This window comes from Clostridium carnis, from assembly GCF_054657435.1.
Window position 1 is genome coordinate 3,017,464 of the sequence record NZ_BAAHYS010000001.1, and the last position, 18,251, is coordinate 3,035,714.

Genomic DNA, 18,251 nt, shown 5'->3' on the forward strand with positions numbered 1-18,251 from the left:
TTTATTTATTTATTTATTCTATTTAACAATTCTCCAATTTCTTTATTAGTAAACTTATATGATGTATTACAAAAATGGCATTTAAGTTCTTCTTCTTTTCCTTCTTTATATATTTCTTCTAACTCTTTTTCTCCAATTGAAATTAAAGCCCCTTCTACTCTTTCTCTTGAACAATTACAAGTGTATTCTGGTGTTACTTCTTCCAATATCTTTAAGTCCATTCCTTCAAAAATAAATTCTAATACTTTTTCTATGGTTTTATGTTCTTGAAGCATAGTTGTAATGGATGGAATTTCCTCTAATCTATATGTAATTAAATCTGCTAGTAATTCATCTGCATCTGGCATCATTTGAATAATAAAACCTCCTGATACCTTTATTGATAAATCTTTATCAACTAAAACACCTAAAGCTACAGCTGATGGTGTTTGCTCTGATACAGTAAAATAATAAGCTAAATCTTCCCCGACTTCTCCTGTATATATTGGAACTTGACCAACATATGGATCTTTCATTCCTAGATCTTTTATTACAATAAAATCACCATTTTTACCTATATATCCGCCTACATCAAGCTTACCTTTTGAGTTTAAAGGTAAATTTCCACTAGGATTTCCTATAAGTCCTTTTACCTTTGCACCTTCATAAGCTGTTACTGTTATTCCTTTAGCTTCTCCACCACCATTTATTTTTAAAGACATTACTTCTTTTTCAGACTTTAAAGTAATTCCCATTAAGGCTCCTGCTGTTAACATTCTACCAAGTGCCGCGCTAGCTACTGGAGTACATTCATGTATTTTACTTGCTGTATCTACTAAAGAAGTAGTATCTCCTGCAATTATTCTTACCATTCCATCTTTTGCTGTTGCTCTAATAATCTTATCCATTTTGTTACCTCCACTATACTTCTGTATGTTTATTAACAACATACATTATTCTTTCACTATATTCATTAATTTCTTTATTAGTATATCCATCATATTTTCCTAATACATTAAGGCCAACTTCTTTCAATATAGATTCTAAATACTCTTGCTTATAAGCTTTTTCTAAATGTTCTTCTTCAAATCTTTCATACAGATCTCCTTTTTTTACGAAAAAAGTTAAGAACATACTTAATAACTCTTCCTCAAAAACATTTTCCCAAGTATAAAAAACTTCATCTTCACTATATGTATATATATTATTTCCTAGTATATTAGAAAGCTTATAATAAGAATTTATATCAAAAATAAATATTCCATTATCTTTTAAATGATTTTTTACTCCTTTAAAGTAATTAATTAAAGCATTCTCTTCTATTATGTAATTAGTTGAATCTAATACTGAAGTTATTAAGTCAAATTTTCTATTTAAACTTAACTCACTCATATCTTGACATATAAGTTTACCTTTAATTTTTTCTTTTTTTAATTTGTCAAAAGCCTCTCTTAGCATATCTTCAGATAAATCAACTGCAAATATCTCTTTAAACCTTTTTGCCAGTTTAATAGTTACATTTCCCGTTCCACAAGCTATATCTAAATAATCATTATATTCTATATTTTTCTCTTCACAAATTTCTAAAATTCTAGAAATCATTTCATCATAATTAATATCTTCATTAATTAACTCATCATATATTTTAGCAAATTCACCGTATGCCATCTGTCTCCCCCATTACTCTTATTTCCATTACTAAAACTATATTATAGGTAAATTTTACTTTAGTCAATGACTTATTTTCTTCCTAAAATTTCATCATTTGTAGGTAACTTTAATTCTTTTTTTCTTTTTGTCATAATTCCACCTATTCTCCCTGTTTCTTCTGCTGTTAATCCACCCCATCCATACTCGTCTACCTTATCTTGTAATCCTAATTCACTAGCTATTTCATATTTTATTTTTTCTCTTAAAATCTCAGCTTCTGAAAGTTCCTTATTTGATTTTATTTTTGATTTTATTATTTTTTTTAATGGTGTTTTACTCATGTTAATACCCCCTATGTTTTAATATTTATATTTTTTCCAAAAGCTTTTTTAATATACTATTTAAATTTTATATGAAACTTATATGTATAAACTTTATATATTATATATAAAGTATTGAATTTTTTGAAATATTTAACTATAGTTATAAGTATATAATTTAAAATATTTAGATTATTGCAAATACAGTAATATTAAGGGGGATTCACAATGTATAATGTTGCAATCGTTGGGGCCACAGGCAACGTAGGAAGAAAATTTTTAGAAATATTAGAGGAAAGAGATTTCAAAATCAATAAGTTATATCTTTTTGCTTCAAAAAGATCTGCAGGAACTACTCTTATTTTTAAAGGAAAAGAAGTATTAGTAGAAGAAACTTGTTTAGATAATATAAAAAACAAAAAGATTGATTTTGCATTATTTTCAGCTGGTGGTGATGTTAGCCTAAAATTTGCGCCAATTTTCTCATCATATGGCGCTGTTGTAATTGATAACTCTAGTGCATGGAGAATGGATAAAAATGTACCACTTGTTGTTCCAGAGGTAAATCCAGAGGATATAAAATGGCATAATGGAATTATTGCAAATCCAAACTGCTCTACAATTCAAGCTATGCTTCCTTTAAAGGTACTTTTAGATAATTATGGAATAAAGAGAATAGTTTACTCAACTTACCAAGCTGTTTCAGGAGCTGGTGTCCAAGGTATTTTAGACTTAAAAGATGGTATTAATGGAATTTTACCAAAGAAATTTCCATATCCTATAGCTGGAAATTGTCTTCCTCATATAGATGTATTCTTAGAAAATGGGTATACAAAGGAAGAGATTAAAATGATAGACGAGACAAAAAAAATTCTTCATAATAAAGATTTAAAAATTACTGCTACTGCAGTTAGAGTACCTGTTTTAAATAGTCATAGTGAAAGTATAAATGTAGAGCTTTCTAATGAATATAAACTAGAAGATGTAATAAAACTTTTTAAAAATACTAATGGACTAACTGTATATGATAATTTAGATGAATTAAAATATCCAACACCTCTTTTAGTTTCAGGTGAAGATAATATATTTGTTGGAAGAATAAGAAGAGATTTTAGTATTGAAAATGGCTTAAATCTTTGGGTTGTTGGAGATAACATAAGAAAAGGTGCTGCTTTAAATGCAGTTCAAATCGCTGAATTATTAACAAAGTAAAGGAGGATAATTATGTCTATTTTTAAAGGCTCTGCAGTGGCTATAGTTACTCCATTTAAGGATAATAAAATTAACTACGATAAACTTAAGGAATTAATTGAATGGCATATTTCTGAAGGAACTGATGCAATTTTAATCTGTGGAACAACTGGTGAAGCCACTACATTATCATTAGACGAAAGAAAATCTGTTATAAAATTTACTGTTGATATAATTAATAAAAGAGTACCTGTTATTGCAGGAACAGGTTCAAATAATACAAAGGCCTCTATAGAAATGAGTCAATATGCTGAAAGTGTTGGTGTTGATGCACTTCTTGTGATTACACCTTACTATAATAAAACAACTAATAGAGGGTTAATTAAACATTTTGAAGCAATTAATAATTCCGTTAATACTCCTATCATATTATATAACGTACCTGGTAGAACTGGCGTAAACATTACACCTAACCAATTATTAGAACTTTCAAAATATAATAATATAGTTGCTATAAAAGAAGCTAGTGGTAATATAAGTCAAGTAGCTAAAATGAAAGCATTATGTAGAGACTCCATAGATATATATTCAGGTAATGATGATCAAAATCTTCCTATATTAGCTTTAGGTGGTATAGGCGTAATATCAGTACTCGCTAATATTATTCCTAAAGATGTGCACAACCTAGTTATGGCCTATTTAAATAATAATAATGACAAGTCTCTTTCATTACAATTAGATACTTTAGATTTAACAAATAAGTTATTTATTGAGACTAACCCTGTCCCTGTAAAAACTGCTTTAAATATTATGGGTATGGATGTTGGTAATTTTAGATTACCTCTTTGTGAAATGGAAGAAGATAATAAAAAAGCTTTAGAAAAAGCTTTAAAAGAATATAATTTAATTTAAGGAGTTAATAAATGATTAAGATAATTTTAAATGGTTGCTCTGGCAAAATGGGAAAAGTTATAACAGAGTGCTCCTCTCAATTTGATAATTTAGAAATAGTAGGAGGAATAGATTTATTTAAATCACCTGCCCCTGCATCTTATCCTATATTTGAAAAGGCTTCAGATTTGACATTAGAATATGATGTTCTTTTAGATTTTTCTAGAGCTGAGGCTCTTAACGATTTATTATTGCTTACAGAAAAAACTAAAAAACCTTTAATACTTTGCTCTACTGGTTATTCAGAAGAAGATTTAACTATAATCAATGAAAAAAGTAAGTTTATTCCTATTTTCCGTTCAGCAAATATGTCTCTTGGTATAAACCTTTTAAGTTCATTACTACAAAAGGTAGCTCCTATATTATATGATAATTATGATATAGAAATTATAGAAAAACATCATAATCAAAAAGTGGATTCCCCAAGTGGAACAGCTTTATTACTTGCTGATAGTATAAAAAATTCACTTCCTACAGATATCCACTATATAAATGGTCGAGATGGTCAACGTAAACGTGAAAAATCTGAAATTGGAATCCATGCAGTAAGAGGTGGTACTATAGTTGGAGATCATGATGTAATTTTTGCTGGAACAGGAGAAGTAATAGAATTTTCTCACAAAGCAACATCTAGGGAAGTTTTTGCAATTGGTGCATTAAAAGCTTGTGAGTATATGGGTACTATATCTAAACCAGGTCTTTATAATATGAATGATGTTTTAGGATTATAATATAATTTACTTCTTTTATTTTTCATTTTTATTTGTGATTATTTCCAGTAATATTCCTCTTATTTTAGAGAAAACTAAAATAGAATCATCAATAGAAAGGGGAATATTTATGCCAAAAGATAGTCAACCAGATAATAAAAAAGCAAGAATGGAAAAATGTAATTATCAAACTCCTATAACAGAAGAAGGTCATAATCATAATCCTAATGCTAAACATCATTCTATAAAAAGAGAAGGTTTCTCAAGCAAAAACTACAATCCGTCAGGCAATTAAAATTAAAAGCAAAAAAGAGAGCTAATTAGCTCTCTTTTTATTTAAAATTATTTAGCACCTTCTAAATAAGCTTCATCGAAGTATACTTGACCTAGAGTTGAAACTCTAACACCCTTAACTTCTGGTTTTGCACCCTTAACTTTAGTATAGTAGTAAAGTGGTACTATTGGCATTTCATCCATTAATATATCTTCAGCTTTCTTTAACATTTCAAATCTCTTAGCTTCGTCTGCTTCTGCTCTAGCATCTTTTATTAATTTATCATATTCAGCATTTGAGAATCCAACGTCATTGTTTCCGCCGTTAGTTACCCACATATCTAAGAATGTCATTGGATCAACATAATCTGCTGACCAACCATGTCTAGCAACTTGATATTCACCATTTTGTCTAGTTTTTAAGAATACTTTCCATTCTTGGTTAGTTAATTCAGTTTTAACACCTATTTTAGCCCAATCTTGTTGAATAACTTGAGCAATATCCTTATGTGATCCTTCTGAATTATACATAAATTCAAGTGTTGGAAGACCTTCCCCATTTGGATATCCAGCTTCTGCTAATAATTTCTTAGCTTCTTCTATATTAGCTTTATTTGCATCATAGTATTCTTTATTAGCAAAGTCATTACCCTTTGAATCTAAAATTCCCTTTGGCACAAAGCTATACGCAGGAATTTGAGCCGCTTTAGTAACATTTTCAACGATTGCTTTTCTATCAATAGCAATTGCTAAAGCTCTTCTAACTTTTTTGTTTTCTAAAGCTTTTTGAACTTCTGGAGATAAACCTTTATTCTTACCAACATTGAAAGCTATAAAGTAGTTTGCAAGGTTAGGATAAATTGTAACTAATCCTTCCTTTTGACCATTAGCAATTTCTGCTGGTGGAACTGTATCAACCATATCAAAGTCACCTGATTTTAATGAAGCATATGCAGTATTTTGATCAGTAACTAATTTATAAACTAAACTTGATAATTTCACTGCATCTTTATTCCAATAGTTTTCATTCTTTTCAAATACTAATTGGTCTTTCATATCCCATTGAATTAACTTGAAAGGTCCATTAGAAATATAAGTATCTGCCTTAGTTGCCCATCCTTCTGGATTAGCTGAAACTATATCTTCTCTTAATGGCATATATGTTGCAAAAGTAGTTAATTCTGGGAAGTAAGCAGTTGGTGATTCTAAAGTTATTTCTAAAGTATTATCATCAACAACTTTAATTCCTAAATCTTCTTTTTTAGCTTCTCCATTATGGAATTTTTCTGCATTCTTAATGTAGAATAATTGATATGCATATACTGCTGCTGTTTCTTTAGCTAAAGCTCTTACCCATGAATATTCAAAGTTTTTAGCTGTAACTGGTTCTCCATCAGACCACTTTGCATCCTTTCTTAAGTTGAAAGTATAAACTAACTTATCATCTGATACAGTCATTTTTTCTGCAATTCCTGGAATTGCCTTTTCATTTTTGTCAAGCTTCATTAAACCTTCAAAAGCATTTGATATAATAGTACCTGCTCCTGATGAATTATTTAATGTTGGATCAATTGTTTCAGGATCTTCCCCTAAATTATAAACTAGCTTTTGTCCTTCAGCTGCAGATTTATTTCCACAACCTGCTAATACAGACATTCCTAACGCTAGTGTTAGTGCCACTGCACAAATCTTTTTAAGCTTACTGCTTTTCATTGTTATTTCCCCCTTAATAAATTATTTATCTTATTTGCTATTGCAATAGATATAGCTATTCAAATAAATGACACGCTACAAAGTGACCTGGTTCAACTTCTTTCAGTTCTGGATCTACTTCTCCGCAAATTGGTTTTGCGAATTGGCATCTTCCTTTAAATCTACATCCTGGTGGTGGATCTATAGGTGATGGAATATCACCTTCTAAAACAATTCTTTTATTTGCCTTAGCAACATTTGGATCTGGAATTGGTACTGCTGAAAGTAATGCCTTAGTATATGGATGTTTAGGCTTTAAATAAACATCATCAGCAGGTCCTTTTTCAACCATTCTTCCTAAATACATAACCCCAATATGTGTAGATATATGCTTAACCATTGATAAATCATGAGCTATAAATAAATATGTTAAACCAAATTCTTCTTGAAGTTCTTCTAACATATTAATAACTTGAGCTTGAATTGAAACATCAAGTGCTGAAATAGGTTCATCACATACAATAAAATCTGGTTGAACAGCAAGAGCTCTTGCTATACCTATTCTTTGTCTTTGACCACCTGAAAACTCATGAGCATATCTATTTATATGGCTACCATTTAAGCCAACTTTGTCTAAAAGAAATCTTATTCTTTCTATTCTTTCATCGCCTTTATATAAACCATGAATATCAATAGCTTCGCCAATAATATCCCCTACAGTCATTCTTGGGTTTAAAGAGGCATATGGATCTTGGAATATCATTTGCATATTCTTTCTTAAAGATACCATCTTCTTTTCACTAAAGTTTGTTATATTCTCTCCATTAAATATAATTTCCCCTGAAGTTGGTTCATATAACTTTAATATAGTTCTTCCAGTCGTAGTTTTACCACAACCTGATTCACCTACTAATCCTAATGTTTCTCCTCTTTTTATAGAAAAAGATACATTGTCAACCGCTTTTACAAAGCTTTTTTTTGCGAATAATCCTTTGTTTACAGGGAAGTACTTACAAAGGTTTTTAACCTCTAAAATAACATCATTTTTATTTTCCATTATTCTTCCCTCCTTATTGGTGACTCTACCTTTGGTGCATTTTCGTGACATAACCAACATGCTGCTTTATGACCATTAGATACTTTAAATAGTGGCGGTTGTTTTTCTATACAAACCTTCATTGCATATTTACATCTTGCTGCAAATGGGCAACCAACTGGTGGTTTTAACAAATCTGGTGGTTGACCTTCAATTGGTACAAGTTTTTCTTTTAATTCACTTTTAGGGTTTGGAACACTATTTAAAAGTCCCCATGTATAAGGATGTTTTCCATTGTAGAAGATATCTTCCGCAGATCCTTCTTCTACTATTATACCCCCATACATAACATTTATTCTTGAACAAAGATCTGCTACAACTCCAAGATCATGAGTTATTAATATTATTGAAGTATTTAACTTATCTTTTAAACTTTTCATTAAATCAAGTATTTGAGCTTGTATAGTAACATCTAGAGCTGTAGTTGGCTCATCTGCAATAATTAATTTTGGTTCACAAATTAAGCTCATTGCTATCATAACTCTTTGTCTCATACCACCTGAAAATTCATGAGGATATTGTTTCATTCTCTTTTCTGGACTTGGTATTCCAACCATATCTAACATTTTTATTGCAGTTTCTTTTGCTTCTTTTTTTGAAATTTTCTTATGTTTTATTAAATGTTCAGTTAATTGATCTCCTACAGTAAATAGAGGGTTTAAAGATGTCATTGGATCTTGGAAGATCATTGCCATTTCATTACCTCTTATATTTTGCATATCCTTTTCTTTAGGATTTGTAATATCTTTTTCATTAAACATTATGCTTTCAGCATTAATTATCCCATTTTCACCTAATAATCTCATTATAGACATCATTGTAACTGATTTACCACAACCTGATTCTCCAACAATACCTAATGCTTCACCTTTATCAAGATGAAATGATACACCTCTTACAGCTTGAACATCACCTATATGTGTTCTAAAGGAGGTTTTCAAATTCTTAATTTCTAATAATTTACTCATCCGTCATTTCCTCCTATCTCTTATGCTTAGGATCTAAAGCTTCTGTTAAACCATCACCTAGCAGATTAAATGATAATATAATCAAACAAATCATAGTTGCTGGGAATAGTAATTGATATGGTGCTGTAGTAAGTAATCCACTAGCATCATTTGCTAACGTTCCAAGTGAAGCAAGTGGAGCATTTATACCTAAACCAATGTAGCTTAAAAATGCTTCTGTAAATATTGCTTGTGGAACAAATAAAGTCATAGTAACTAAAATTGATCCCATACAATTAGGAATTAAATGTCTTAATAAAATTCTAGTTTTTGATGCTCCAAGTGTTTTTGCAGCTAGAACAAACTCTTGTTGTTTTAATTGAAGTATATCTCCTCTTACTATTCTAGCCATACCAACCCAATATGAAATAGCCATTGCTAGAATTATAGTAGTTAATCCTGTAGATCCTTCAGTTTTAAATGTAGCCATTAAAATAATTACATATATAGTAGTTGGAATAGAATATAAAACATCAACTATTCTCATCATAATGTTATCTATTCTTCCACCTAAAAATCCTGCTATTCCACCATATAAAACTCCAATAAATAAATTTATAACTGATGCAGCGGCTGCTATAATTAATGAATATCTAGCACCGTACATAACTCTTACAAATAAGTCTCTTCCTAAGTTATCTGTACCAAACCAATGCTTTCCATTTGGTCTTATATCTGTACCTGAAAGATTTGTATCATAATAAGTAAGTCCAAAAGTCTTCTCCATTACAATAGGTCCAAATATTGCAAATAATATAATTACAATTATCATTAATAAAGAAAATAAAGCTACTTTATTAGACTTTAGTCTTCTCCATGCATCTTGCCAATATCCTATACTTGGTCTTACTACTTGTTCAAATTTTTTTTCCTCTTCACTTAAAGGAGTAAATAAACTTTTATCTAACTCTATATCTTTTAAATTAATTTCGCTCATTTTAGTTACCCCCTTTTAGCCTTCTAGTTTAATTCTTGGATCTATTAATACATATACAATATCAACTAATAAATTACATACAACTATTAATGTACAATAGAATGCAGTTACTCCTAATAATGAAGTATAGTCTCTATTTGTTATTGATAATGTAAATTCATTACCTAATCCAGGAATCGCAAATATTTTTTCTATAACAAAAGAACCTGTTAGAACACCAGCAACTAGTGGTCCTAAATAAGTTACAACTGGTATAAGTGAATTTCTTAATGCATGTTTGAATATTATTGTTTTTCCACTTAATCCTTTTGCTTTTGCTGTTCTTATATAATCTGATTTTAATACGTCAATTAACTTACTTCTTGTTAATCTTGTTATAAAGGCCATAGAGCTTCCTGATAATGCTATAACTGGCATTATATAATGCTTTGGTGTACTAAGCCCAGTGGCAGGTAAAATTTTTAGATTTATAGTGAAGATAAATATTAATAATGACCCAATTACAAAGCTTGGAATTGTTATTCCCAAAGTAGCCAGTATCATACAAATTCTATCTGGCCATTTATCAGCATTTAATGCTGCTATTACTCCTAATATAATTCCAAGTATTACAGAAGCTAATATAGCAACCATTCCTACTTTTGCTGATTTAGGAAAACCACTTTTAATAGTATCAAGCACTTCTCTTCCTTTATATTTCATTGACTTACCAAAGTCTCCTTTAAGTAAGTTTTTCATATATAATGTATATTGTTCTCCAACTGGCTTATCCAAACCATATTTTTCGTTTAATTGAGCTTTCATTTCAGGTGTAATTTTCTCCCCATCAAATGGACCACCTGGCATTAATCTCACTAAAAAGAATACTATAGTTACAACAGCCCAAACTGTAATTATACTAGTTAACATTCTTTTTCCTATATACTTTACCATTTGTTTTCAACCCCCATTCATCGTTCTACACTATCTTACAATTTGTAGATATTATTAATTATATTTATTTTATGAAATTTGTCAACGAACTTTAATAAATATATATTCTCTATTTTAATAAAATATCAATAATATTTTATTATTTTTCTCAAATCATTAAAAATACACTTGTCCTCAAGAAAACGCTTACACTCCCATTTTGTCCCATTCTATGCAAGTCAAATTGCAATACCTTCATTTTTCTAATTATTATTAATTAATTTTTTTATTATTATCTTATAATTATATATATTTTTTATTTACGGACAGAATTTCGAATTTGTCCGTATTAGAAAAACATCTATATTTAACATTTTTACAATAACAAAAAGGCTTAGATACATAATATATCTAAGCTTCATCATTTTTTCTACTTCTTAAACTTTCAATATATAACTCTATTTTATCTAAAGCTTCCTTTAATTCTTCAATAGAGTAACAATATGATATTCTAAAATAACCTTCTCCCCCTACTCCAAATGCATTACCTGGAACACAAGCCACCTTACTTTCTTTTAATAAACCATAACAAAATTCTTCTGAACTTATATTTAACTTTTTAATAGATGGAAAGACATAAAATGCACCTTCTGGGTTATTAACTTCTAATCCTATCTTTCTAATTCTATTAACTACATACTCTCTTCTTTTCTTTAGTATTCTCTTCATATTTTCAACATCTTCACTACAATATTTTAATCCTTCCAATACTCCATACTGTGCTAATGATGTTGCACAGGAAACATTATATTGATGAACTTTCATAATTTCTTTCATATATATATTAGCACACGCTACAAAACCAACTCTAAGTCCAGTTACCGAAAACATTTTTGAGAATCCACTTATATATATTATATTATTCTTAATTTCAATATTTTGAGCAACACTTACATAATCTTTATAACATATAGATGAGTATATTTCATCTGTAATTACTATTACTCCTGTTTCCTTAATTATGCTAACAAGCTCGTCTTTTTCTCTACTATTCAATATTGCTCCAGTTGGATTAGATGGAAAAGATAAAACTAATATCTTTATTTTTTCTCTTAATATAGCCTCCTTTATTTTTTCTGTATTTAATATAAACCCATTTTCTAATTCATAAAATATTAATTCTCCACCTAATATTTTGCATATACTTTCATAAGCTGGATATCCAGGTGTTGGAACTAATATTTTATCACCACTATTTATAATTGCAGAAAAAGTAGAGTATAATCCTTCACTTCCACCAACTGTAATACATATCTCACTACTATCATAATTAATGTTATTTTTTTGTAGATTCTTAGAAATTTCTTCTCTAAGTTCTAAAATCCCCTCATTTTCAGTATAAGTTGTTTTATCATTTTCAATTGCTTTTATCATTGCTTCTTTAATTCTTTTAGGACATTTAAAATCTGGCTGACCAAGTGTTAATGAAATTGCCCCCTCTACTTTCCTTACTTTATTAAAAAATTTCCTTATTCCTGATATCTCAATTTCTTCTACCCTTTTATTCATATAAATAGCCCCCATAATATTTAAAAAGTTTATAACTTACTTTTATTCTCTTTAATTAAATAATTAACATCATATTCTTTTAATAATTTTACATTATATGTATATTAAAATCAAATGTAAAGTTTATTTTGTTATTTTTTTACTTGTTTTCTATTGATATACATGTAACTTATTGTTATAATTTCTACATTCAATAACTATAAACTATAGAAAGGGTGATAATATGAATTATGAAAATTTAACTGATCCTTATGAAATAGCCAAATTTATTAAGGATTCTAAAAAAACTACACCAGTTAAAGTATATGTAAATGGTGATTTAAGTGAAGCTGAAATGGGAACTTTAGAATGGTATGGAAATAATGGATTTTATATTATTTATGGCGAATCTGATCCTATAAGCAAAGTTATCCTAGATAATAAACATTTAATTAAACATTTTAGAGTTGAAAATGATAGAAGAAATTCAGCACTTCCAACTTTAAATCTTTTAGAGGTAGATGCTAGAATTGAGCCTGGTGCTATAATTAGAGATAGAGTTTCTATAGGTAAAAATGCAGTTATAATGATGGGTGCTGTAATTAATATTGGAGCTGAAATAGGTGAAGGAACTATGGTTGATATGAATGCTGTTATAGGAGCAAGAGGCAAACTTGGTAAAAGGGTTCATCTTGGTGCTGGAGCTGTTGTTGCTGGTGTCTTAGAGCCACCTAGTAAATCACCTTGTGAAATTGGTGATGATGTCATGATTGGTGCAAATGCAGTTATTCTAGAAGGCGTGAAAATCGGATCCGGTTCTGTTGTTGCTGCTGGTTCTGTTGTTGTATCTGATATCCCTTCTGGTGTAGTAGTTGCTGGAAGTCCTGCCAAAATAGTAAAGTATGTAGATGAAAAAACTAAGGATAAAACCAAACTTTTAGACGATCTTAGGAGATAATTACATAAAGATATAAAGAGGATGTCTCAATCTAATTTAAGACATCCTCTTTTTATTTCCAGCAAGTACAAACTTTTAATATAATCCTTTTAAATATTATAAGTAACTTATTACATTACTCCTTCTTCGCTTACATTACTTTCTATATCTGTATCAATACGTTCTTCTTCTTGAACTCTTTCCATTTTTGATACTGAAACTTCATAAGCGATCTTCTTTATAACATCAGTTTCACTAACCTTCTTTTGATATTCTCTACTTTGAAGTCTACCCCAAACCCTAATATTATCTCCAACTTCTAGGCTTTGACAGAATCTTGAATTCCTACCCCAAGCTATAGTCGGAATATAATCTGATTTGTTATAAGCTCTATTTACAGCTAATAAAACATCCGCAATTTCTCTTCCAAATGGAGTTGTTCTATAAACAGGCTCCTTGCATATATATCCATCTAAGAAAATTTCATTTGGATTTTTACTTCTTTCAATACAAGGTTCTATATTTCTTGCAAAAACAGTTAATATTAACTTATTAGAACCATCTACAAATTTATTATAGGATCTTAATTGTCCCTCTACAATTATTTCCTTTCCTATTGATAAATCCATGTTAGCAATTAATCTTTCTGAAACAGTTATGTTTAAAACATCTACTGAATCACTTAATCTCATTACTTCAATTGAAAATGTATAAAACCCTTCCCCATACATTTCATGACTGAATTCTAATTCAGATATTACTTTTCCCTCTAAATAAATCTTGTTATTTAACATCAAGTTGTCCATCACTAACCCCTCTCTCCCTTAGTAATTAATTTTAATCGATTGCATATTTTTTCTAACCCCACTGGATACATTTCCATTATAATACATAATATCATCATTTTTCAATATTTTTTGAAGATTTATTTTTTTCTCTGTTCTCCTTGATCATCAATAATATAATTATCAGGATATAATATTTCTCCTACTTTAAGAAATACATAGCCATTATCTTGAAGTTCTTTAATTATCCTATCTAAATTTCCAGGAGTATATTTTGCATTATTATGAAAAAGTAATATAGACCCTGGCTTTACCTTTTTCATTACTCTTTCATATTCTATTTCTGCCCCTTTCTGTTTCCAATCTACAGAATCTACATCCCATTGTATACACTTATATCCATAATTTGAAACTATTTTATATGAATTATTATTATAGTCTCCACTTGGAAATCTAAATACATTTGGCTTTACTCCTATTGTTTCCTCTATTATCTTATCTGTCTTATCTAGTTCACTTTTTATTCTTTCTTCACTTATTTTGGTAAACATAGGATGTATATAGCTATGATTACCTATCTCATGACCTCCTTCATTTATTTTTTTTAGTTTTTCTCTGTTATCATCACTATAGTTAACCCATCCTCCCATTATAAAGAAAGTTGCCTTTACATTATATTTATCAAGTACTTCTAATATGCTGTAAAGTTCATCATTTTCTGCCCAATTTATATCAAAAGTTAGTGAAATAGCTTTATCCTCTCTTTGAACTCTATAAATTGGTCCTTCTTCAGTAATATCAGCAGACACTTTTTGATATTTATCTCTTAGCAAAATAGAAGATGTTACTAAAGAAATTAATAATATAACTGATGTGATTACACGATATCTTCTTTTCAAAACTAAACCTCTCACAATTGATAATACTAATTTATATTCTTTTAAAATAATATTAATGACTACAATATTCCACTTTGATAAATTTATGATATAATTAAATAGATACTTTCTAAGATGGAGGTTTAAAATGTACGAAAACTCAGCCGAATTAGCAGAAAACAAATTGCTAGTTTTATATGTAATAAAATCTTTAAAACATCCAATAACTAATACACAGTTAACAGAAATAATATTAGAGAATAATTTTATAAATTATTTTACTCTTCAACAATATATAAGTGAACTTATATCATCTGATTTTTTAAAATACGATGTTATAAATGATAAAAATCTTATTCATATAACTGATAAGGGTTCTAATGTTCTTTCATTTTTCACTGATAGAATTACACCAATAAAAAAGAAGATAATCGATGATTACCTTCTATCAATGATGGATTCTATAAAAAAAGAGCTTACTATTCATAGTGATTATACTCTTGGTAGAGACGATACTTTCATTGTAGATTTACAAGCATTAGAAGATGAAAACTTATTAATAGATCTTAAGGTTTCAGTTCCATCTAAAAAGCAAGCTGTATCATTATGCAGTAGATGGAAGGAAAACCCATCAGATATTTATACTAAAATAATGAACTCACTTTTTAATGATTAAAGCTAATATAAAGTCATAGCATTAGGTTCTTTTCCTATTGTTATGACTTTTTTTTCTTCTTTTAGCAAATCAAATATAACTAATTTCCCCCTTAAATAATCTGATATAAATATTCTATCCTTATATTTAACTATTCCCTTTGGCATACCACCTACATATATTTTATTTACTTCTTCAAAAAGCTTTTTTGAAATTTTACTTATTGTACCATCACTAAAATTAGATATAAATAAACTATTACCATCATCACATATATCAACTGGAGAATTTCCTACTTTTATTCTCTTTATTGATTCTAATGTTTTTAATGAAAAAATTTCAATATATCCGCCTGTATCTTCCCCCATGTAACTCTCACATACATAAAGCATACTTTTATCTTTTGATATTTTTATTTTAGTTGGATATTCAAAGGTCTTTAATCTTTTAATAACCTTATTATTAACTCCATCTATAACACATACACTATCACTTTCTAAGTTTGAAACAAATATTAGTCCATTTTTATTACAAACTTCAATATTATGTGGCCATCTATCAATAGCTATTTCAAATCCAATTCTTTGTTCTTTTATATCATATACTATAACAGTATTAGCCTCTGCACATGCTATATATAAATTATCTTTATATGATACTAAATCATTTGGATATGGTCCTATATAAATACTACTTTTTTCTTTAAACTTTTCTCCATCAATAACAGAAATTGTATTATTATAGTTATTAGCCGTATATATAATATTTTTTTTCACATGAATTTCATGTGGTCCAATTGGTTTTTCACCTAAGCTCAAGGTCAAATTTTCAGCTGAAAAGTCTGATATATTTACTTTTGAAAGAGAATCACTGCCAGTGTTACAAACAATAATTGAATTCATTTTTGCACCCCCTTTATGAAAAACCTTATTATAAATACATACAAATATTATTCTAAAATAATTTATACGTACTTATAATATATGATCTATTTTATAAAATGGGACACATTTTTATCTTTTAAAGCAAATTTCCACATTTACTCTTTTATTATTATTTATATAAATATATAATAGTAATTGATATTTTATTGGAGGTAGTGTATATGTTTATTTATAAAACAAAAGGGGTTTGTTCTACAGAAATACATGTGGATGTAGAAAATGATACAATTAAAAGTGTTGAATTTATTAAAGGATGTCCTGGTAATTTATTTGGAATTGCTAGTCTTGTAAAAGGTATGAAAGTTGAAGAAGCTATAGACAAGCTTAAAGGAATAAAGTGTGGAGCTAAAGATACTTCTTGTCCAGATCAATTATCTAAAGCACTAGAAGAACTTAAATTGAGAGCATAATTAAATAAAAAAAGATATATTATTATGTTGAATTTTTAACTTCACAAAATAATATATCTTTTTTATTATTTTACATCTATTAACTTTCCTTTTAAAATCTTCATAGGATGTATTTTTATATTAAATTCTCTTTCATAAACTCTTATTCCTGCTAAATCTTTACCTGTAGCTATTGATATAGCAACTCCAGCACCTTCTCCTCTAGCTGTTCTACCTGCTCTATGCAAGTAATCATTAGCGTTTACTGGAAAATCTAAATTAAATATATGCGTAATATCTGGTATATCTAATCCTCTAGCAGAAAGATCAGATGAAACTAAGATTTTAATCTTTCCACTCCTGAAGCTATCTAGAGCTTTTTGTCTCTCTTCCTTTGATATATGTGATGAAATATTAAAAGCTGGTTTATCATGATAATTTAGCTTTTTAGTTATAATATCTATTTCTGTACTATTATTTACAAAGACCATAGACTTTTCTGGATTAATAGCTGCTATTAATTTTCTTAATATTTCAAACTTATCTCTTCTATCACCTTCAACATACATATGAGTTATGTTAGGATTTAAAGCTGGTTTCCCTTTTGCTTTAAATATTACAGGATCTTTCATAATATCTTTTGTAATTTTTAGAGTATTCTCGCTTATTGTTGCTGAAAAAGTCATTAACTGTCTATCTCTCATAGTTGTTTTTATTATATCTAAAATTACTTTTGAATTGTTTTTATCTAATAAGTTATCTCCTTCATCTAATACTATCGTTTTTATAGTATGAGCAGTTATCTTCTTTTTTCTTATTAAATCTAAAACTCTTCCAGCTGAACCCACTATAATATGAGGCTTTGCTTCTTTTATTCTCTTAATTTGTTTTTCTATATTTACATCACCAATAACAGCTAAAGATGATACATTCATTTCAGAATTTTTTGCTAGTAATTTAGCTTGATTATCTATTTGCATTACTAATTCATGTGTAGGTGCTAAAATTAAAACTTGCATTTCTTTTTTTTCCGCATTTATCTTTTGAAATAACGGTGCAAGATAAGCTAAAGTTTTACCACTTCCTGTATGAGACTCACCTATAACATCTTTATTTTCCAGTATAATAGGTATTACTCCTTTTTGAATTTCTGTTGGATTAACAATCCCTTGTTTTTCTAACCCTACTACTATATCTGAATTTAAATTAAGTTCCTTAAAATTACTCATTTTTTTCTCCTTTTTTGTTCAAGTTTACATTTCATTATATACTTTATAAAAAATTAATTCTATAAAAATTTATTTTTTATTCTAATATTCGTATCTTATATAATAATGATGTCCTATTCCTATCCATCCTTTTTCTTTATGGTATTTTTCTCTTATACCGACCAAATA

General features: G+C 28.5%; 20 protein-coding genes. 7 read left to right on the forward strand and 13 right to left on the reverse strand.

Annotated elements, in window-relative coordinates:
- Positions 1 to 5: 5 nt before the first annotated feature.
- From hslO to ACYQ1T_RS14790, 3 genes are all read right to left on the reverse strand, one after another.
- Positions 6 to 887, reverse strand: coding sequence for an Hsp33 family molecular chaperone HslO (gene hslO, locus ACYQ1T_RS14780; protein WP_459836225.1), 882 nt, complete (start codon positions 885 to 887; stop codon positions 6 to 8).
- Positions 888 to 900: 13 nt separating this feature from the next.
- Positions 901 to 1,647 carry a class I SAM-dependent DNA methyltransferase gene (locus ACYQ1T_RS14785; protein ID WP_459836227.1) on the reverse strand — a complete coding sequence of 249 codons (747 nt, stop codon included), beginning with the start codon at positions 1,645 to 1,647 and terminating at the stop codon, positions 901 to 903.
- A 71-nt stretch (positions 1,648 to 1,718) separates the two neighbouring features.
- Entirely contained in the window at positions 1,719 to 1,970 is a 252-nt protein-coding gene (locus tag ACYQ1T_RS14790; RefSeq protein ID WP_459836229.1) for an alpha/beta-type small acid-soluble spore protein, read from the reverse strand.
- Between the two features lie 207 nt (positions 1,971 to 2,177).
- Between ACYQ1T_RS14790 and ACYQ1T_RS14795 the strand changes: the two genes are divergently transcribed.
- The 4 genes from ACYQ1T_RS14795 to ACYQ1T_RS14810 all read left to right on the forward strand — a co-directional run bounded on the left by ACYQ1T_RS14795 (position 2,178) and on the right by ACYQ1T_RS14810 (position 5,096).
- Positions 2,178 to 3,161 (forward strand): aspartate-semialdehyde dehydrogenase, encoded by a 984-nt coding sequence (locus ACYQ1T_RS14795; RefSeq protein WP_459836231.1) that lies wholly within the window; start codon positions 2,178 to 2,180, stop codon positions 3,159 to 3,161.
- Between the two features lie 12 nt (positions 3,162 to 3,173).
- Positions 3,174 to 4,052 (forward strand): 4-hydroxy-tetrahydrodipicolinate synthase, encoded by an 879-nt coding sequence (dapA, locus tag ACYQ1T_RS14800; protein WP_459836233.1) that lies wholly within the window; start codon positions 3,174 to 3,176, stop codon positions 4,050 to 4,052.
- A gap of 11 nt (positions 4,053 to 4,063) precedes the next feature.
- Entirely contained in the window at positions 4,064 to 4,822 is a 759-nt protein-coding gene (gene dapB, locus ACYQ1T_RS14805; RefSeq protein ID WP_459836235.1) for a 4-hydroxy-tetrahydrodipicolinate reductase, read from the forward strand.
- A 109-nt stretch (positions 4,823 to 4,931) separates the two neighbouring features.
- Positions 4,932 to 5,096 carry a hypothetical protein gene (locus ACYQ1T_RS14810; protein WP_459836238.1) on the forward strand — a complete coding sequence of 55 codons (165 nt, stop codon included), beginning with the start codon at positions 4,932 to 4,934 and terminating at the stop codon, positions 5,094 to 5,096.
- A 47-nt stretch (positions 5,097 to 5,143) separates the two neighbouring features.
- Here ACYQ1T_RS14810 and ACYQ1T_RS14815 read toward each other — a convergent pair whose 3' ends face one another.
- The 6 genes from ACYQ1T_RS14815 to ACYQ1T_RS14840 form a co-directional block, all read right to left on the reverse strand.
- Complete coding sequence (locus ACYQ1T_RS14815) at positions 5,144 to 6,787, reverse strand: peptide ABC transporter substrate-binding protein (protein WP_459836240.1); 1,644 nt, start codon at positions 6,785 to 6,787, stop codon at positions 5,144 to 5,146.
- Positions 6,788 to 6,842: 55 nt separating this feature from the next.
- Positions 6,843 to 7,823: an ABC transporter ATP-binding protein gene (locus ACYQ1T_RS14820; RefSeq protein WP_459836243.1), complete on the reverse strand. Its 981-nt coding sequence runs from the start codon at positions 7,821 to 7,823 to the stop codon at positions 6,843 to 6,845.
- Complete coding sequence (locus tag ACYQ1T_RS14825; protein WP_459836245.1) at positions 7,823 to 8,830, reverse strand: ABC transporter ATP-binding protein; 1,008 nt, start codon at positions 8,828 to 8,830, stop codon at positions 7,823 to 7,825. The genes ACYQ1T_RS14820 and ACYQ1T_RS14825 overlap by 1 nt, the downstream gene beginning before the upstream one ends.
- 13 nt (positions 8,831 to 8,843) lie before the next feature.
- Complete coding sequence (locus tag ACYQ1T_RS14830; protein ID WP_459836247.1) at positions 8,844 to 9,806, reverse strand: ABC transporter permease; 963 nt, start codon at positions 9,804 to 9,806, stop codon at positions 8,844 to 8,846.
- Positions 9,807 to 9,821: 15 nt separating this feature from the next.
- On the reverse strand, positions 9,822 to 10,739 hold the full coding sequence (locus ACYQ1T_RS14835) for an ABC transporter permease (RefSeq protein ID WP_459836249.1): 918 nt from the start codon (positions 10,737 to 10,739) through the stop codon (positions 9,822 to 9,824).
- A 390-nt stretch (positions 10,740 to 11,129) separates the two neighbouring features.
- Positions 11,130 to 12,287 carry a pyridoxal phosphate-dependent aminotransferase gene (locus tag ACYQ1T_RS14840; protein ID WP_459836251.1) on the reverse strand — a complete coding sequence of 386 codons (1,158 nt, stop codon included), beginning with the start codon at positions 12,285 to 12,287 and terminating at the stop codon, positions 11,130 to 11,132.
- Between the two features lie 223 nt (positions 12,288 to 12,510).
- Here ACYQ1T_RS14840 and dapD point away from each other — a divergent pair, with 223 nt between their 5' ends.
- A complete protein-coding gene (dapD, locus tag ACYQ1T_RS14845; RefSeq protein WP_459836253.1) occupies positions 12,511 to 13,224 on the forward strand; it encodes a 2,3,4,5-tetrahydropyridine-2,6-dicarboxylate N-acetyltransferase in 714 nt (237 codons plus the stop codon).
- Positions 13,225 to 13,334: 110 nt separating this feature from the next.
- On the opposite strand, the gene ACYQ1T_RS14850 is transcribed toward dapD, so the two are convergent.
- Positions 13,335 to 14,009 (reverse strand): single-stranded DNA-binding protein, encoded by a 675-nt coding sequence (locus tag ACYQ1T_RS14850; protein WP_459836256.1) that lies wholly within the window; start codon positions 14,007 to 14,009, stop codon positions 13,335 to 13,337.
- Positions 14,010 to 14,128: 119 nt separating this feature from the next.
- Positions 14,129 to 14,887 (reverse strand): polysaccharide deacetylase family protein, encoded by a 759-nt coding sequence (locus ACYQ1T_RS14855; RefSeq protein WP_459836258.1) that lies wholly within the window; start codon positions 14,885 to 14,887, stop codon positions 14,129 to 14,131.
- Between the two features lie 127 nt (positions 14,888 to 15,014).
- On the opposite strand from ACYQ1T_RS14855, the gene ACYQ1T_RS14860 reads away from it, so the two are divergent.
- Positions 15,015 to 15,542 carry a DUF4364 family protein gene (locus tag ACYQ1T_RS14860; RefSeq protein ID WP_459836260.1) on the forward strand — a complete coding sequence of 176 codons (528 nt, stop codon included), beginning with the start codon at positions 15,015 to 15,017 and terminating at the stop codon, positions 15,540 to 15,542.
- A gap of 2 nt (positions 15,543 to 15,544) precedes the next feature.
- Here the strand turns inward: ACYQ1T_RS14860 and ACYQ1T_RS14865 are convergent, their stop codons facing one another.
- On the reverse strand, positions 15,545 to 16,423 hold the full coding sequence (locus ACYQ1T_RS14865) for a YncE family protein (protein ID WP_459836262.1): 879 nt from the start codon (positions 16,421 to 16,423) through the stop codon (positions 15,545 to 15,547).
- 203 nt (positions 16,424 to 16,626) lie between these two features.
- On the opposite strand from ACYQ1T_RS14865, the gene ACYQ1T_RS14870 reads away from it, so the two are divergent.
- The gene (locus ACYQ1T_RS14870) at positions 16,627 to 16,875 is read left to right on the forward strand and encodes a TIGR03905 family TSCPD domain-containing protein (RefSeq protein ID WP_459836265.1); all 249 of its coding nucleotides are present in this window, start codon (positions 16,627 to 16,629) and stop codon (positions 16,873 to 16,875) included.
- 65 nt (positions 16,876 to 16,940) lie between these two features.
- On the opposite strand, the gene ACYQ1T_RS14875 is transcribed toward ACYQ1T_RS14870, so the two are convergent.
- Positions 16,941 to 18,083: a DEAD/DEAH box helicase gene (locus ACYQ1T_RS14875; RefSeq protein ID WP_459836267.1), complete on the reverse strand. Its 1,143-nt coding sequence runs from the start codon at positions 18,081 to 18,083 to the stop codon at positions 16,941 to 16,943.
- Positions 18,084 to 18,251 lie beyond the last annotated feature (168 nt).

What these genes read in the sequence shown, in the direction of transcription:
- hslO (WP_459836225.1), bottom strand. Translation starts at nt 887, where the DNA reads ATGGATAAGATTATTAGAGCAACAGCAAAAGATGGAATGGTAAGAATA.
- ACYQ1T_RS14785 (WP_459836227.1), bottom strand. Translation starts at nt 1,647, where the DNA reads ATGGCATACGGTGAATTTGCTAAAATATATGATGAGTTAATTAATGAA.
- ACYQ1T_RS14790 (WP_459836229.1), bottom strand. Translation starts at nt 1,970, where the DNA reads ATGAGTAAAACACCATTAAAAAAAATAATAAAATCAAAAATAAAATCA.
- ACYQ1T_RS14795 (WP_459836231.1), top strand. Translation starts at nt 2,178, where the DNA reads ATGTATAATGTTGCAATCGTTGGGGCCACAGGCAACGTAGGAAGAAAA.
- dapA (WP_459836233.1), top strand. Translation starts at nt 3,174, where the DNA reads ATGTCTATTTTTAAAGGCTCTGCAGTGGCTATAGTTACTCCATTTAAG.
- dapB (WP_459836235.1), top strand. Translation starts at nt 4,064, where the DNA reads ATGATTAAGATAATTTTAAATGGTTGCTCTGGCAAAATGGGAAAAGTT.
- ACYQ1T_RS14810 (WP_459836238.1), top strand. Translation starts at nt 4,932, where the DNA reads ATGCCAAAAGATAGTCAACCAGATAATAAAAAAGCAAGAATGGAAAAA.
- ACYQ1T_RS14815 (WP_459836240.1), bottom strand. Translation starts at nt 6,787, where the DNA reads ATGAAAAGCAGTAAGCTTAAAAAGATTTGTGCAGTGGCACTAACACTA.
- ACYQ1T_RS14820 (WP_459836243.1), bottom strand. Translation starts at nt 7,823, where the DNA reads ATGGAAAATAAAAATGATGTTATTTTAGAGGTTAAAAACCTTTGTAAG.
- ACYQ1T_RS14825 (WP_459836245.1), bottom strand. Translation starts at nt 8,830, where the DNA reads ATGAGTAAATTATTAGAAATTAAGAATTTGAAAACCTCCTTTAGAACA.
- ACYQ1T_RS14830 (WP_459836247.1), bottom strand. Translation starts at nt 9,806, where the DNA reads ATGAGCGAAATTAATTTAAAAGATATAGAGTTAGATAAAAGTTTATTT.
- ACYQ1T_RS14835 (WP_459836249.1), bottom strand. Translation starts at nt 10,739, where the DNA reads ATGGTAAAGTATATAGGAAAAAGAATGTTAACTAGTATAATTACAGTT.
- ACYQ1T_RS14840 (WP_459836251.1), bottom strand. Translation starts at nt 12,287, where the DNA reads ATGAATAAAAGGGTAGAAGAAATTGAGATATCAGGAATAAGGAAATTT.
- dapD (WP_459836253.1), top strand. Translation starts at nt 12,511, where the DNA reads ATGAATTATGAAAATTTAACTGATCCTTATGAAATAGCCAAATTTATT.
- ACYQ1T_RS14850 (WP_459836256.1), bottom strand. Translation starts at nt 14,009, where the DNA reads ATGGACAACTTGATGTTAAATAACAAGATTTATTTAGAGGGAAAAGTA.
- ACYQ1T_RS14860 (WP_459836260.1), top strand. Translation starts at nt 15,015, where the DNA reads ATGTACGAAAACTCAGCCGAATTAGCAGAAAACAAATTGCTAGTTTTA.
- ACYQ1T_RS14865 (WP_459836262.1), bottom strand. Translation starts at nt 16,423, where the DNA reads ATGAATTCAATTATTGTTTGTAACACTGGCAGTGATTCTCTTTCAAAA.
- ACYQ1T_RS14870 (WP_459836265.1), top strand. Translation starts at nt 16,627, where the DNA reads ATGTTTATTTATAAAACAAAAGGGGTTTGTTCTACAGAAATACATGTG.
- ACYQ1T_RS14875 (WP_459836267.1), bottom strand. Translation starts at nt 18,083, where the DNA reads ATGAGTAATTTTAAGGAACTTAATTTAAATTCAGATATAGTAGTAGGG.